Source organism: Epibacterium sp. MM17-32 (assembly GCF_022348205.1).
Classification (GTDB): Bacteria; Pseudomonadota; Alphaproteobacteria; order Rhodobacterales; family Rhodobacteraceae; genus Epibacterium.
In genome coordinates, this window is record NZ_JAKRFC010000002.1 from 354108 (window position 1) to 368614 (window position 14507).

At 64.6% G+C, this 14507-nt stretch carries 13 protein-coding genes and 1 pseudogene; 3 read left to right on the forward strand and 11 right to left on the reverse strand.

From position 1 onward, the window contains the following. Nucleotides 1–4 precede the first annotated feature (4 nt). The 9 genes and pseudogenes from moaD to MHM88_RS04740 form a co-directional block, all read right to left on the reverse strand. Complete coding sequence (gene moaD, locus MHM88_RS04700; protein ID WP_239318656.1) at nt 5–250, reverse strand: molybdopterin converting factor subunit 1; 246 nt, start codon at nt 248–250, stop codon at nt 5–7. After that, nucleotides 250–921, reverse strand: coding sequence for a CDP-diacylglycerol--glycerol-3-phosphate 3-phosphatidyltransferase (pgsA, locus tag MHM88_RS04705; protein ID WP_239318655.1), 672 nt, complete (start codon nt 919–921; stop codon nt 250–252). The genes moaD and pgsA overlap by 1 nt, the downstream gene beginning before the upstream one ends. A gap of 134 nt (nt 922–1055) precedes the next feature. Beyond that, nucleotides 1056–2936 (reverse strand): excinuclease ABC subunit UvrC, encoded by a 1881-nt coding sequence (gene uvrC, locus MHM88_RS04710; protein WP_370687458.1) that lies wholly within the window; start codon nt 2934–2936, stop codon nt 1056–1058. A gap of 334 nt (nt 2937–3270) precedes the next feature. Further along, nucleotides 3271–4056: pseudogene (locus MHM88_RS04715) on the reverse strand (SDR family oxidoreductase); the annotation flags it as partial. A 28-nt stretch (nt 4057–4084) separates the two neighbouring features. Further along, a complete protein-coding gene (locus MHM88_RS04720; RefSeq protein WP_239360595.1) occupies nt 4085–5029 on the reverse strand; it encodes a calcium/sodium antiporter in 945 nt (314 codons plus the stop codon). A 171-nt stretch (nt 5030–5200) separates the two neighbouring features. Beyond that, on the reverse strand, nt 5201–5998 hold the full coding sequence (locus MHM88_RS04725) for a S49 family peptidase (RefSeq protein WP_239360597.1): 798 nt from the start codon (nt 5996–5998) through the stop codon (nt 5201–5203). Between the two features lie 276 nt (nt 5999–6274). Further along, nucleotides 6275–7036, reverse strand: a complete 762-nt coding sequence (locus tag MHM88_RS04730; RefSeq protein ID WP_239318650.1) for an ABC transporter permease — start codon at nt 7034–7036, stop codon at nt 6275–6277. Further along, nucleotides 7033–7962, reverse strand: coding sequence for an ABC transporter ATP-binding protein (locus MHM88_RS04735; protein WP_239360599.1), 930 nt, complete (start codon nt 7960–7962; stop codon nt 7033–7035). Before MHM88_RS04735 ends, MHM88_RS04730 begins: the two co-directional genes overlap by 4 nt. Before the next feature lie 273 nt (nt 7963–8235). Beyond that, nucleotides 8236–8781 carry a CoxG family protein gene (locus MHM88_RS04740; RefSeq protein ID WP_239360601.1) on the reverse strand — a complete coding sequence of 182 codons (546 nt, stop codon included), beginning with the start codon at nt 8779–8781 and terminating at the stop codon, nt 8236–8238. A 216-nt stretch (nt 8782–8997) separates the two neighbouring features. On the opposite strand from MHM88_RS04740, the gene MHM88_RS04745 reads away from it, so the two are divergent. Then, nucleotides 8998–10110, forward strand: a complete 1113-nt coding sequence (locus tag MHM88_RS04745; RefSeq protein ID WP_239360602.1) for a CaiB/BaiF CoA-transferase family protein — start codon at nt 8998–9000, stop codon at nt 10108–10110. Between the two features lie 39 nt (nt 10111–10149). Here MHM88_RS04745 and hemE read toward each other — a convergent pair whose 3' ends face one another. Next, nucleotides 10150–11193: a uroporphyrinogen decarboxylase gene (gene hemE, locus MHM88_RS04750; RefSeq protein WP_239360603.1), complete on the reverse strand. Its 1044-nt coding sequence runs from the start codon at nt 11191–11193 to the stop codon at nt 10150–10152. Between the two features lie 121 nt (nt 11194–11314). On the opposite strand from hemE, the gene hemC reads away from it, so the two are divergent. Then, on the forward strand, nt 11315–12271 hold the full coding sequence (gene hemC / locus MHM88_RS04755) for a hydroxymethylbilane synthase (RefSeq protein ID WP_239360606.1): 957 nt from the start codon (nt 11315–11317) through the stop codon (nt 12269–12271). A 135-nt stretch (nt 12272–12406) separates the two neighbouring features. Then, the gene (locus tag MHM88_RS04760; RefSeq protein WP_239360608.1) at nt 12407–13357 is read left to right on the forward strand and encodes a fatty acid desaturase family protein; all 951 of its coding nucleotides are present in this window, start codon (nt 12407–12409) and stop codon (nt 13355–13357) included. A 171-nt stretch (nt 13358–13528) separates the two neighbouring features. Here the strand turns inward: MHM88_RS04760 and MHM88_RS04765 are convergent, their stop codons facing one another. Further along, nucleotides 13529–14407, reverse strand: coding sequence for a glycoside hydrolase family 25 protein (locus MHM88_RS04765; protein WP_239360610.1), 879 nt, complete (start codon nt 14405–14407; stop codon nt 13529–13531). Nucleotides 14408–14507: the final 100 nt, after the last annotated feature.

A 14507-nucleotide genomic window follows, 5' to 3' on the forward strand; every position in this document is an offset into this window, starting at 1 on the left:
CGTTTCACCCCCCGGTCATCGGCGGGAAAAAGGCCACCTCGCGCACGCCCGCAAGCGGCGCATCGAATTCCGCCAGCTCCTGATCGAGCGCGACGCGCAGCGCCGAGAGATCGGCAAAGGCCGCCGCATAGCGCGGCTCGCGCTCCTTCAATTCCTCGACCAGCTCTGCCACCGTCACCGCCGAGGTTTCCACCTGTTCCTTGGCGACACCGATGCGTTCGCGCACCCAGGCAAAATACAGAACATCCATCAGCGCGTCTCCTTCAGGTAGGGCAGGGCCTTCTTGAGGTAGTCAAACCCGGTGATCAGCGTCAATGCCGCCGCAATCCACAGCAGCCACAGGCCGATGCGCCCGGACCAGACCATCCCCTCGAAATAGAACCGCAGCCCCTGCGTGTCCTCCACCGCCCCAGAAAGCACATCCTGCACCATCTGGCGATCCATGCCAAAGCCCCCCATGCCGAGGTGGTGCTCAAAAATGCCCTGCGAGAACAATGTCGCGATCGCGATCATCTGGGCGGTGGTCTTCCACTTCGCCAGTTTGGTGACCTTCAGCGTGCCCGCCGTATCGCCGAGAAACTCGCGCAGGCCAGAGACAAAGACCTCGCGGAACAGGATCACCGTGGCCGGCAACACCAACCAGGCGGTCCAGTGCGAGGCCGCATAGCCGACGAGGATCATCAGCGCGATCACCACCATCGCCTTGTCGGCGATCGGGTCGAGCATCGCGCCCATCTTGGTTTCCTGCTTCCAGCTGCGTGCCAGATAGCCATCGAACCAATCCGTCACCGCGGCACCAACAAACAGGATCAGCGCAAACCAATCCGCATGCGGGCGCGAAAAGAACAGGAACATCACTGCCAGCGCCGGCGCCGCCAGCAACCGCAGGACTGTGAGGACATTGGGTAAATTCCAGATCATGAGCGCATACCTACAGGCTGCCGCGCGGGTCGGGAAGGGTCAATTCGTCCCGGACCGCCACTTGGGCCTTCACCTTTTGCCAAATACCTCGGGGAGTTTGAGGGGCAGCGCCCCTCATGCCGGAACCGGTTGCCTCAGCGGTCCTGAAAATAGTTGTAGATCGTCTCGGCCAACGCATCCGAGACCCCCTCCACCGCCTTCAGATCCGACAGGTTTGCGCGGCTCACCGCCTTGGCGCTGCCGAAATGGGTCAACAGGGCTTTTTTCCGCCGCGCCCCGACGCCGGGGATGTCATCCAGCGGGTTGGCCGCCATGGATTTGGCCCGTTTGGCGCGATGGGTGCCGATGGCAAACCGGTGCGCCTCGTCCCGCATGCGCTGGATGAAATACAGCACCGGATCGTTGCGTTGCAGGGCAAAGACCGCGGCACCGGGGCGATAGAACTCCTCCTTGCCGTGGTCGCGATCAACACCCTTGGCGACGCCGACCATCGGAATATCCGCAACCCCATGCTCTTCCATGATCTCCGCCACGGCCGACACCTGCCCGGCCCCGCCGTCGATCAGCAACAGATCGGGCCACATGCCCTTGTCCCGATCCGGGTCTTCCTTGAGCAGGCGCGAGAAGCGACGGTTCAACACCTCCTTCATCATGCCGAAGTCGTCGCCCGGCACCAGGTCCTCGCCCTTGATGTTGAACTTGCGATAGGCGTTTTTCATGAACCCCTCGGGCCCCATCACGATCATGCCGCCCACCGCATTGGTGCCCTGGATGTGGGAGTTGTCATAGACCTCGATCCGCTGCGGCGGCCCCTCCAGACCAAAGGCCTCGGCGATGCCGCGCAGCAGTTTCGCCTGCGTCGCGCTCTCGGCCATGCGACGGGCGAGGCTTTCGCGGGCGTTGCGCACGGCGCTGGCCACCAGTTCCGTCTTTTCGCCGCGTTGTGGCACCAGGATCTCCACCTTGCGCCCGGCCTTGTCGCCCAGCGCCTCGCTCATCAGGTCGGCGTTCTCGATGTCATCGGACAGGATCAGCTGACGCGGCACTTCCTTGTTGTCGTAGAACTGGCCGATAAAGGCCTCCATCACCTCGGCGGGCGACATGTCTTCGGACACCCGCGGATAGAAGTCCTGGTTGCCCCAGTTCTGATTGGCGCGGATAAAGAACACCTGCACGCAGGCCTGCCCTGCCTCCAGATGCAAGCCGATCACATCCGCCTCGGTGACACCGCGCGGATTGATGCCCTGGGCCGACTGCACCTGTGTCAGCGCCTTGATCCGGTCCCGCAGCGCCGCCGCGCGTTCGAATTCCATCGCCTCCGACGCCGCCATCATCTGCGCGCCCAGCTCCTCCTGGATCTTGGTGGAGCGCCCCGACAGGAACCGTTCGGCGTCGCGCACGCTTTCGGCATAGTCCTCGCGCGAGATCAGCCCGACGCAGGGCCCCGAACAGCGTTTGATCTGATATTGCAGGCACGGACGTGAGCGGGTTTCGAACATGCTGTCAGAGCAATTCCGCAGCAAAAACGCCTTCTGCAGCTGGTTGAGCGTCCGGTTCACGGCACCGGCGCTGGCGAAGGGGCCAAAATAGCTGCCCTTCTCCTTGCGCGCGCCGCGATGTTTCTTGATCTGCGGATAGTCGTGGGTCTTGCCGACCAGAATATTGGGAAAGCTTTTGTCGTCGCGCAGCAGCACATTGTATTTCGGCTTCAGCTGCTTGATGAGGTTCTGCTCCAGCAGCAGCGCCTCGGTCTCTGTCCGCGTGGTCAGGAACATCATCGACGCGGTCTGCGAGATCATCTTCTCGATGCGCGGGGTATGGCCGGGACGGGAGTAATTCGACACCCGGGCACGCAGGTTGCGGGCCTTGCCGACGTATAGCACACGGCTCTCGGCATCCAGCATGCGATAGACCCCGGGCGAGGAATCGAGCGTCCGCAGATAAGCTTGGATCACACCATAGCCGGTGTGCGGAAGGTCGGTCCGACCGGACGATTCTGCGCTGGGATCACTCATGCTGTCTGACATATGATTCTGGCGGCTCCGCTGCAATCTTCCGGCGGTGAATTCAAGCTGTGATGAATCCACCATTCTTGTGGATAACTACGCGGGTAACTTTTGGGTAGCCGGGATTTTCCCTTTATATCTGGCGGTTTCGCTCAATTGCCTAAAATTTAAGCGAATTCTCAAGGTGTTGATTTTGAATGATATTTTTTAATCACAGGTCCAAATCCTTGATAACACTCGTGTTTTTGTAACGCTTAGGTAAACGGTTTGTGACTCGTGCATAAGTCAAGGCATCGCTGCCCGAATTGTACATTGGCGACACAGGTTTACCACAGGTGCAGGGCTACTCCGGAAGCGCGGTATCCGGGGTGTTCCAGGCCAGATGCTGCCCCCCGTCCACGCAGATCAATTGCCCGGTTACGGCCGGGGCGCTGACCAGGTATCGCAGCGCGGCGACAATCTCCTGCGTCCCGGCACCACGCTGCAACGGGGTGCTGGCGCGCTGTGCCGCAAAATCCGCTGCGGTCTGGCGCGGGCCCTGCAAGGTCGGCCCCGGCCCGATCGCATTGACACGGATCTGTGGCGCCAGCGCCTGCGCGGCGGTCTGGGTCAGGGTCCACAAGGCGGATTTCGCCAGCGTGTAGCTCATGAACTGCGGGGTCAGCTTGCGGACCCGCTGGTCAATCATGTTGATCGCCACAGCCCCGGCAAGAGGCTCTCCGGCGGTGTCCCGCCGTGGGGGCAGCTCCTGCGCCGCCAGCGCCTGCAACAACAGCACCGGCGCGCGCAGGTTGCTCTGCATGTGGCGATCCCAGCTGTCGCGCGTCACCGTTTCCAGGCTGTCCTCTTCGAATATCGAGGCATTGTTGACCAGGCAGGTGATCGGCCCGCCCAGCGCATCTGCGGCGCGTGGCAACAGCCTCGATGTCTCCGCGTCCTGCAGCAGATCCGCCTGCAGGGCAACGGCCCGACGCCCGGCGTCCCGAATGGCGGCAACCGTCTCGGCCGCCGCCGCCTCCGAGCTGGCATAGTGAACCACGACGTCATAGCCGTCTTCCGCAAGGGCCAGCGCCATTGCGCGGCCCAGGCGCTTGCCCGCTCCGGTAACCAATGCCCGCATGTTCTGCTCTCCTCGTGCCTGTGGCTTTCACCACGATCTAGAGCAGCATCCAGATGTAGGCCACATAAAGTAGCGTCAGAAGCACGCCCCACAGGCGGGTGATGTCCTGACGGAAGAACACGAAGGGAATGATGATCAGCGATGCGCCCAGCATCACCCAGAGGTCAAAGCGCAGGAACTCCGGATCGACCGAAATCGGCCCGACAAAGGTCGCCAACCCGATGATCGCCAGCAGGTTGAACATGTTCGACCCGATCACATTGCCCAGCGCCACATCCGCCTGGCGGCGCAATGCCGCCATCAACGTGGTCGCCAGTTCCGGCAGGGAGGTGCCCAGCGCCACCAGCGTCAGGCCGATCACCGTCTCGGAGAGGCCATACATGCGGGCGATGATGGTGGCGTTCTCCACCAGCAGCTCTGCCCCCAGCGGCAACCCCACGAGGCCCAGCACCAGATAGATCCCGATGCGCCAATAGGGCATGTCCGGGTCGGCTTCCTCGATTTCTTCCAGGTCATCCGCTTCGCCGGCCGCGCGGTGCGCCTTGGCCTCGCGAAAGGCGATGAACAGCACCCCGAACAGCGCCACCAGCAGCACCACGCCCGAGATCCAGGTAAAGGTGCCGCAGAAGGCAAGCGCGATGAACAGCAGCGAGGCCGCGATCATGAAGATGTAGTTCTTGCGGGTGTTGCACTCGCTCGTGTGCAGGGCCCGCAGCATGGCGGGCAGGCCGAGGACCAGCAGGATATTGGCGGTGTTGGATCCCACCACATTGCCCAGCGCGATGCCGTCGGCGTTTTCGTGCACGGCCTGCACCGCGATCAGCAGCTCCGGCGCCGAAGTGCCGAATGCAACGATGGTCAGGCTGACAATCAGGGCCGGAATGCCGATCCGCAGCGACAGGTTCACCGCCCCCCGCACCAGCGCATCCCCCGCCAGCAACAGGATCACCAGACCAAGCGCAGAAAACAGCCAGGGCATCATGTCTTGGGACCTCCTTGTCCACAGGCACAGGGCCCCTTGCCGATCCGGAAACGTCCGCAGGACCGGCAGCGGGCCGAATTGAGTTTCTTTTGTCCCGGGAAACGCAACCGTCCGAACATGGCAAGCACGGCCATGGCCACCAGAAACAGGGAGACGATCTTCAAAATCACGTCAAAGGCCAAAACGCGCGAACTGCGCACGCTCCTCGACTGCAGCCAGGGCGTCCTCGGCCAGCGACAGGCCAAACCGGCTCAGAAACGGCTTCTTGACCCCGTAGCGCCGCAGCCGGAGCTTCTTGCCAAAACGCGCTTCCAGGACCGGCCTCAGATGGCCGATCCCGTCGATGAGGCCCAGCGCCTCGGCCCGACGCGCCAGCCAGATCTCGCCGGTAAAGAGGTTCTCCTCATCCGACAGCTTCGGCCCCCGGCGCTCGGTGACGTGATCGATGAAATTGGCGTGGATGTCGTTCAGCAGCACCTTCAGGCGCGCCACATCCTCTTCGTTTTCCGGGCGGAAGGGGTCCAGCATGCTCTTGCTCTCCCCCGCCGTATGCACGCGGCGCTCCAGCCCCTGGCGCGCCAGGAACACATGCGCCCCGAACCCGGCGGAAATGACCCCGATCGAGCCCACAACGGAGCTGGCATCGGCAAAGATCTCATCCGCCGCCGCCGCCAGCCAGTAGCCTCCGGACGCGGCCACATCCTCGACAAAGGCGATGACGGGAACATCATGCTCTTCGGAGAGACGGCGAATGCGGGCGCCGATCAGCGCGCTCTGCACCGGGCTGCCGCCGGGCGAATTGATCTCCAGCGCCACCGCCTTGGGCTTGCCGCGCTTGAAGGCCCGTTCCAGCACAGGCGCCAGCGAGGAGTCGTTGAGACTGCCCCGTCCGGCCATCCCGATGGCTCCGGACAGGCGCACAACCGCCACCGTGGGTGGCCGCTTGAGAAAGGGCAATCGAACAGTCATGGCGCCGATGTAGAATGCCCACCTGCCGGAAACAAGGTATCGGCAGAGAGGAATTCCGGCGATGTTACGTTTCGCGGCCCATGCCGGGTAAAAATGCAACGTATCCCATGCGGTTCTGCCCGGCGGCGCCTTGTGCCACGGCACGCCGTGGCAGCCGGGATGAGGCCGGACGCAACCGCGCCGCCCCCTCTTTGGAGGGGGCGGCGCCGGGCCCAACGGGCGAGGGGGCATTTCAATGCAACCACGCCGGGCGGGAGCCTCCCCCGCCCTGCCGGCTCAGGACCGCAGACGCCAGCCGGTGCGGAAGATCCAGCCGATCACAAAGAGGCACAGACCGGTAAAGAGCGCGATCGCCAAAAGGCTCATCGCCACCGGCACATCCGCAGTGCCAAAGAACGACCAGCGGAACCCGGAAATGAGGTAGACCACCGGATTGAACAGGGTGATGGTCTGCCACACCGGCGGCAACATCGAGATCGAGTAGAACGAGCCCCCCAGAAAGATCAGCGGCGTCACGATCAACAGCGGCACCAGTTGCAGCTGTTCGAAATTCTTCGCCCAGATCCCGATGATGAACCCAAGGAGCGCAAAGCTCACGCAGGTCAGCACTAGGAACAGGATCATCGCCAGCGGATGCTGGATGGTGATATCGACAAACAGATGCGCCGTGGCCAGGATCACCACGCCGATGAACAGCGCCTTGGTGGCCGCCGCCCCGACATAGCCCAGCACGATCTCCAGAAAGTTCACCGGCGCCGACAGAAGCTCGTAGACGGTGCCGATGAACTTGGGAAAGTAGATCCCGAAAGACGCATTGGAGATGCCCTGCGTGATCACGCTCAGCATGATCAGCCCCGGCACGATGAAGGCGCCATAGGACACCCCCTCGACCTGATCGATCCGGCTGCCGATGGCCGCGCCGAAGACCACGAAATAGAGCGAGGTGGACAGCACCGGCGATAGGAAGCTCTGGGCCAGAGTGCGAAAGAACCGCGCCATTTCAAATTGATAGATCGCTGCAACAGCTGTCCAGTTCATGCGTTCTCTCCCGATACAAGACCGACAAAAATGTCTTCGAGGCTGGATTGCCGGGTGGCCACATCCGACAGCACCAGCCCCGCCGCCGCCACGTCGTTCAGCAATGCGGTGATGCCGGTGCGCTCGGCCTTGACGTCATAGGTGTAGACCAGCGACCGGCCATCTTCGCCCAGCCGCAGGTCATGGTCCGCCAGCGCCGCCGGCACGGCGCTGATCGGGTCGGTCAGGATCACCTGCAATTCCTTCTTGCCCATGCGGGCCATCAGATCGGCCTTTTCCTCCACCAGCAGGATTTCCCCGCCGGCGATGACACCGACGCGGTCGGCCATCGCCTCCGCTTCCTCGATGTAATGGGTGGTCAGGATGATGGTGACGCCGCTCTCGCGCAGCTCCCGCACCACATCCCACATGTCCTTGCGCAACTCCACGTCGACGCCGGCAGTGGGCTCGTCCAGGAACAGCACCCGCGGCTCGTGGCTCAGCGCCTTGGCGATCAGAACCCGGCGTTTCATCCCGCCGGAGAGCTCCTTGATCTGGCTGGTCCGCTTGTCCCAGAGCGAGAGCTTCTTGAGGATGTCTTCGATCAGCGCATCGTTGCGGGGTTTGCCAAACAGGCCGCGCGAAAACCGGACCGAGTTCATCACGGTTTCAAATGGCTCCAGGTTGATCTCCTGCGGCACCAGCCCGATCATCGCCCGCGCGGCGCGATAGTCGCGCTCGATACAGTGCCCGCCAACAGTGACCGCGCCCGACGTCGCGGTGGTAATGCCGCAGATGGTGGAAATCAGGGTGGTCTTGCCGGCGCCGTTGGGCCCCAGCAGCGCGAGGATCTCGCCCTCCTCGATTTCCAGGTTCACGCCCTTCAGCGCCTCGAAACCGCCTGCATAGGATTTGCGCAGGTCGGAAATGGACAGGATGGTGCTCATACGGCCTCCGGTTCGGATCTGGCCCGGATCAGGGCTGTCGGTGAGATGAACAGGACTGTTCAGGAATTGTGTTAGGGGTAACGGCCCCGTGAACAAACGGCCACCCCCAATCGCCGCGCAAGCGCTTGTGCATGCACGCAGCCTTGAACCGTTCCCCAAGCGTTCCTTTGGAGGTGGTGGGAGCGCCGCGGGTCTGCCCCCGGGCACGCCCCCCTTTGGCAGCGCCCTCCCCGTGCCGGTGTCACCCTTGGAAGGCGTCACCCTCTGGCGGCGTCACCCGTTGTCGGCGTCACCGCCACCCGACCCGCCGAGCATCTTGCGGAACCAGCCCTTCTGCGTGCCCTCGGCCTCCGCAGCCTCGGCATCGTCCTCGGGGGATTCCGGCGCAAGCGCATTTTGCAGATTGGTAAAGAACTGATCGGCCATCTTCTTGGCAAACCCGTCGATGATACGGCTGCCCAGCTGGGCCAGCTTGCCGCCGACCTTGGCATCCACGTCATAGGACAGGAGCGTGCCGGTCTCGCTGGCGGCGAGCGTTACCTCGGCGCCGCCCTTGGCAAAGCCCGCAGCGCCGCCCTTGCCCTCGCCGGTGATGGTCAGCTTTTCGCCCGGCACCAGATCCGAGAGCGTAACGGTTCCGGTAAAGGTCGCCTTCACCGGCCCCACCTTCTGGGTCACCTTCGCCTCGAACCCCTCCTCGGCAGAGCCGGTCACCTCCTGCGCGCCCGGCACGCAGGCTTTCAGCACCTCCGGGCTCAGCAGCGCCGCATACACAGTTGCGGGATCGGCTGCGATTTCCTTCTGGTCACTCATTTGCATGGCGTCTCTCCCCTGGCTTCGGGCCCGTGGCCCGCATGGCGTGTCCGCCTCCACCTAGCCGGAATTGCGCCCCGCTGCCAAGGAGGATGATACGCCGCGACACGCCTGCGCCCATGCAACACAACGTGGCGTCACGGATCGGCGCGCGGATTGACAGCCGCGGCGCCACCCTGCCCGAATGAGATCGACAGCCACCCGCCGCCAGAGAGGGCCGATATGCTCACCGGGATCCGCATCATCGAAATCGAAGCCCTCGGCCCCGCCCCCTTTGCCGGTATGATGCTGGCCGATCTGGGCGCCGAGGTCATTTGCATCCATCGCAAAGGCGGCACCGCGACCCCCGGCCTGCCGGAGCACTCGATCCTGGATCGCGGCAAGAAATCCATCGCCCTCGATCTGAAGGACCCTGAGGACGTCGCGATTACGCACCAGCTGATTGCAACGGCGGACGGGCTGATCGAGGGGTTTCGCCCCGGCGTGATGGAACGTCTGGGGCTTGGCCCGGACGAGATGCAGGCGCGCAACCCGGGGCTGGTCTATGGCCGCATGACGGGGTGGGGTCAGGACAGTCCCCGCGCCGCCCGGGCCGGGCATGATCTCAACTATATCGCCCTGTCGGGGGCGCTCTGGCCCGCCTCGGCGCCCGGCGATGTGCCCCTGCCGCCAGCGACGCTTGTCGGCGACATCGGGGGCGGCGCGCTCTACCTGGTCGCAGGGTTGCTGACCGGCCTCCTGCGCGCCGCACGAACCGGTGTGGGCGCCGTGGTCGATGCGGCGATCTACGATGGCTCGGCGCATATGATGAACCTGCTGATGGCGCTGCGCCAGGCCGGCGGGTTTGGCGAGACGCGCGGGCACAACCTGCTGGACGGCCCGCATTGGAGCCGGACCTACCTGTGCCGGGGCGGCGGGCATATCGCCGTACAGTGCCTGGAGCCCAAGTTCTACAGGATCTTCCTCGAGACGCTGGGTCTCTCGGAGGACCCGGAGTTCACGCGCCAGTTCGACAGATCGCTCTGGCCGGAGCTGACCGCCCGCCTCGCCGGGCGCTTTGCCGAACACAGCCGCGATCACTGGGCCGCACTGTTCGAGGACAGCGATGCCTGCGTCACGCCGGTGCTGTCCCCTGCCGAAGCCGCAGCCGCCCCCATGAACACCCGCAAGACGTGGATCAACCGGGACGGCGATCTGCAAGCCGCCCCCGCGCCCCGATTTGATGGCAAAACCCAGCCCGTGGGCGCACTTCCGCGCCGCGACGGCAACCGGGCGGAAATCCTCGCCGCCCTCGCTGCGTCAGCGACACACAAGACGGGCCCCGAAGGCGCGTGAAGCGCAAGCTCCGGGCGGGCCGAGCCGCCGCTGCCCGCCTTAGTGGCCCGCGCCCTCGCGCACCGTGTCGATCATCAGCTGCACATTGTCAGGATCGGCATCGGGCGTGATCCCATGGCCGAGGTTGAAGATATGCGGCCCCTGCGACAGGGCCTGCACGATGCGACGCGTATCCGCCACCAGCGCATCACCCCCGGTGACCATGTGCCGGGAGGCCAGATTGCCCTGCACGCAGCCGTCCACCTGCACATGCGCCGCCGCCCATTCCGGATCCACGGAATTGTCGAGCGCCACGCAATCGACGCCGGTGGCCTTGTGGAAGCCCACGTATTTCTCGCCTGCCTCACGCGGGAAGCCGATGACCGGAATGCCGGGGTGGCGCGCCTTCAGCGCCGCGGTGATTTCGCGCGCGGGCTCCAGCGCGTATTTCTCGAAGGCCGCGCCCTTCAGCGATCCGGCCCAGCTGTCAAAGATCTTCACCACCTCGGCCCCGGCTTCGATCTGGGCCGAGAGGTAGTGAATGGTCGCCTCGGTGATCCGCGCCAGCAGCGCCTCGAACAGAGCGGTGTTTTCCTGCATCAGCGCATGAGCCGGCCCCTGATCCGGGGTGCCGCGCCCGGCGATCATATAGGTGGCCACGGTCCAGGGCGCGCCGGCAAAGCCGATCAGCGTGGTGTCCGACGGCAGCTCCCGCGACAGGATGCGCACGGTTTCATATATCGGATTGAGGGTCTCATGCACGTCGCCGGCGGGGCCAAGCTTGGCAAAATCCGCCTCCGTGGTGATGGTGGACAGGCGCGGGCCTTCGCCGGTGACGAACCACAGCTCCGCCCCCAGCGCCTGCGGCACCAGAAGAATATCGGCAAACAGGATCGCGGCATCAAACCCGTAGCGGCGGATCGGTTGCAACGTCACCTCGGCGGCCAGCTCGGGATTGTAGCACAGGCTCAGGAAATCGCCGGCCTGCGCCCGGGTGGCGCGGTATTCGGGCAGGTAGCGGCCCGCCTGGCGCATCATCCAGATGGGCGGCACGGCCTGCGTTTCGCCTGCCAATGCGCGGAGGATCGTCTTTTGCTGGCCCATGCTCTGCCCCTTTCATTGCGGTCACTCTGAGGTCTAGCCTCAGCGGCAAATTGTCAAGGCTTGCCAGCCCGCACAGACTGGCGCTTGCCACGGCATAATGTCGCGACTAATCCTGTGCCCCATGACCCTGACCCTGCCCTCTCCCGCTTCGCCCCTGAAGATCGGCACCCGCGGCTCTCCGCTGGCGCTCGCTCAGGCCTATGAGACCCGCGACCGGCTGGCCCGTGCCTTTGAGCTGGAGCCCACCGCCTTTGATATCGTGGTGATCAAGACCACCGGCGACAACCGCGCCATGATCGACGCGGATCGTCCGCTGAAAGAGATCGGCAACAAGGGGCTGTTCACCAAGGAGATCGAAGAGGCACTGACCTCCGGCGGCATCGACCTCGCGGTGCATTCGATGAAGGACATGCCCACCGAACAGCCCAAAGGGCTGATGCTGGATTGCTACCTGCCGCGCGAAGATGTGCGCGACGCGTTTGTCTCCCCGCAGATCCGCGCGATTGCCGATCTGCCGGAGGGCGCGGTCGTGGGCACCTCCTCCCTGCGCCGGCGCGCGCAACTGCTGCACCGGCGCCCGGATTTGCAGGTGGTGGAGTTCCGGGGCAACGTCCAGACCCGCCTGCAGAAACTCCACGATGGCGTGGCCAGCGCCACTTTCCTCGCCATGGCCGGGCTGCGCCGCCTCAACATGGCCGAGGAGGTTCCCGCCGTGCCCATCGCGCCCGAGGACATGCTGCCTGCGGTGGCCCAGGGCGCGATCGGCATCGAACGCCGCAGCGACGACACAACCGCGGCCACCATGCTGGAGGCCATACACCACGCCGAGACCAGCCTGCGCCTCGCGGCCGAGCGCGCCTTCCTGGCCGCGCTGGATGGGTCCTGCGAAACGCCGATCGCCGCGCTGGCCGACCTCTCCGGCGGCACCTTGCAGCTGCGCGGCCAGATCCTGCGCCCCGACGGGTCAGAGGCTCTGGCGGATCAGCAAAGCTGCGCGATCGAGGATGGTGCCGAACTTGGTCGCCGCATGGGCGAGGCTCTGCGCGCGCGGGCGGGAGAAGGGTTCTTCAGCCACTGACCGCCGGGCCCGCGCTCCCGCGGTTGCGACTGTCAGAACCGGTCGCAGCCTGCGTGACGCCACGCCCTGATTGACGCAACGCCCCTTCCGCTGCCAGCCTGAGACGATAGGATCAGGCGGCGGGGAGGGCGCAGGATGACACCGGGCAAGGCCTATCTCAGCAGCGACGACATTCGCCCGCTTGCTGCGCGATCAGACCTGATGGGCGCGTGGCTGGTGCTGCATTGCTGGAGCGTGATTGCGGCGGCGGTGGCGCTGTTTGCGCTCTGGCCCAACCTCCTGACGGCGCTTGTTGCAGTAATGCTCATCGGCTCGCGCCAATTGGGACTGGCCATCCTGATGCATGAGGCCGCGCATAATGCGCTGTTCAAATCCCGCAGGCTGAATGATCGCATCGGCCAATGGCTCTGCGCGCGTCCGATCCTGGCCGACCTGCCGGCCTATCGCCACTACCACCTGACCCATCACCGCCACACCCAGACCGACAAGGACCCGGACCTGGCGCTGTCGCTGGCCTTCCCGACCACACGCGCCTCCCTCAAGCGCAAGTTCACCCGCGACCTCACGGGACAAACCGGTCTCAAGCAACTCTTTGGCCAGATCCGCATGTCCCTCGTTCTGGCCGGTGATCACGAGGCGATGGAGGCCGCCTCGGGCGATTTTGCGCAGACGTTCAAGAGCCCGCGCCTGCTGCCCGCCCTGCCAATGTTCCTGCTACCGATGCTGGTCATGAGCCTGCTGGGCAGCTGGTGGTGGGGGCTGGCCTTCTGGCTCCTGCCCTATCTGACATGGTTCCAGTTCGTCGTGCGCCTGCGCAATATCGCCGAACATGGCGCGGTAGAGCGCTCGGAAAACCCGTTCCAGAACGTGCGCACCACTTATGCCGGCCCCCTGGCCCGCGCCCTGGTCGCACCCTATTGGGTCAACTACCACCTCGAACACCACATGGTCATGCATGTCCCCTGCTGGCAGCTCCCAAAGATGCACGCTCTCTTGCTGGCGAAAGGATACGGCGCGCGCATGCGGGTGGCAAAAAGCTACGGACAGGCCCTGATCGAAGCGGGCTGGCATCGCCGAAGCGCCTGACCACACCGTCGCTGTTGCCGCGCCCGGCAAGGGGGCACTCCCGCCCCTTTGTGGGTGAGACACGTCTCCCCCAAAAGCGTTGGGCCCGGCAGGGGCAGCGCCGAAGGCGCTGCCCCTGCCCCCCGGCGATCCGCGCAAGCGGAGCGCAAAACCTCTTGCACCGCGCCCGGATCAGCCCTCCGCCTCTGTCGCGGGCACCTCCACCGGCAGGTATTTCCGATATCCCAGCCATTGGAGCCAGTTCTCCGCGCTCCCCGCAAAGGCGTTCAGGTCGACATTCCCCTCGATGCCGGGCACGGAGCCTGTGCCCGTGTATTGCCAGAACACCCAATGTGCGCCGGGATAGACCTGTTCCGGATGCCCGGCGACCGACCGCAGCCAGAAATCCACACCCTGAAGCTGTCCAATTCCAGTATCTCGATAGAAATCCACCGTGGTATACACCACCGGCCTGCGACCATAGTGCTGCTCAATCTTCTGGATGAAGCGTTCCGCCTCATGCCGCGCCTCGGCCCCGGACGGGCGGCGTTTACAGCTCGGCGAGGCATGGTTCCACTCGATGTCCAGCACCGGTGGCAGGCTGCCCGCCTCCTTGGGGACATTGCGGATGAACCAGCGCGCCTGCTCTTCCGGGCTGCGACAGAAATAGTAGAAATGATAGGCCCCGCGTCGCAGACCTGCACGTCGCGCCGCGCGCCAGTTGGACTTGAACTCCGGGTCCAGGTGATCGCCCCCTTCTGTGGCCTTGATCCACGCAAAGGACACCCCCGCCGCACCCACCTGACGCCAGTCGATATCGCCTTGATAGCGCGCCACATCGATGCCATGGATCGGGTAGCCCCATGGCGTGCCCCCCTCCCAGTCGTGAGGGTCATTGTCGCCGTATTTCGGATAGGTCGCGAGCGCCGCATAGGCACGCGCAAACGCGGGATCTATCACCCGCTCGACCTCTCCCTCCAGAGGCGGCGGCGGCACCGGCTCCCGCGTTGCACTGCCGCAGGCGGCCAGCGCCGCGAGCATCCCCAAACCAATCAGTTGATGAAATGTCATATCTACCTGCCAAAGAAATCTGCCTGCCTCCATAGAGCCGGAGACAGGCAGATCCTTCAATGCAGAATGCCGAATAGGGTCCGCTTTCCCGCGCGCTGAG

Bases quoted from the DNA above. Each gene is read 5' to 3' on its own strand.
- moaD (WP_239318656.1), bottom strand. From the start codon at position 250: ATGGATGTTCTGTATTTTGCCTGGGTGCGCGAACGCATCGGTGTCGCC.
- pgsA (WP_239318655.1), bottom strand. From the start codon at position 921: ATGATCTGGAATTTACCCAATGTCCTCACAGTCCTGCGGTTGCTGGCG.
- uvrC (WP_370687458.1), bottom strand. From the start codon at position 2,936: ATGAGTGATCCCAGCGCAGAATCGTCCGGTCGGACCGACCTTCCGCAC.
- MHM88_RS04720 (WP_239360595.1), bottom strand. From the start codon at position 5,029: ATGATGCCCTGGCTGTTTTCTGCGCTTGGTCTGGTGATCCTGTTGCTG.
- MHM88_RS04725 (WP_239360597.1), bottom strand. From the start codon at position 5,998: ATGACTGTTCGATTGCCCTTTCTCAAGCGGCCACCCACGGTGGCGGTT.
- MHM88_RS04730 (WP_239318650.1), bottom strand. From the start codon at position 7,036: ATGAACTGGACAGCTGTTGCAGCGATCTATCAATTTGAAATGGCGCGG.
- MHM88_RS04735 (WP_239360599.1), bottom strand. From the start codon at position 7,962: ATGAGCACCATCCTGTCCATTTCCGACCTGCGCAAATCCTATGCAGGC.
- MHM88_RS04740 (WP_239360601.1), bottom strand. From the start codon at position 8,781: ATGCAAATGAGTGACCAGAAGGAAATCGCAGCCGATCCCGCAACTGTG.
- MHM88_RS04745 (WP_239360602.1), top strand. From the start codon at position 8,998: ATGCTCACCGGGATCCGCATCATCGAAATCGAAGCCCTCGGCCCCGCC.
- hemE (WP_239360603.1), bottom strand. From the start codon at position 11,193: ATGGGCCAGCAAAAGACGATCCTCCGCGCATTGGCAGGCGAAACGCAG.
- hemC (WP_239360606.1), top strand. From the start codon at position 11,315: ATGACCCTGACCCTGCCCTCTCCCGCTTCGCCCCTGAAGATCGGCACC.
- MHM88_RS04760 (WP_239360608.1), top strand. From the start codon at position 12,407: ATGACACCGGGCAAGGCCTATCTCAGCAGCGACGACATTCGCCCGCTT.
- MHM88_RS04765 (WP_239360610.1), bottom strand. From the start codon at position 14,407: ATGACATTTCATCAACTGATTGGTTTGGGGATGCTCGCGGCGCTGGCC.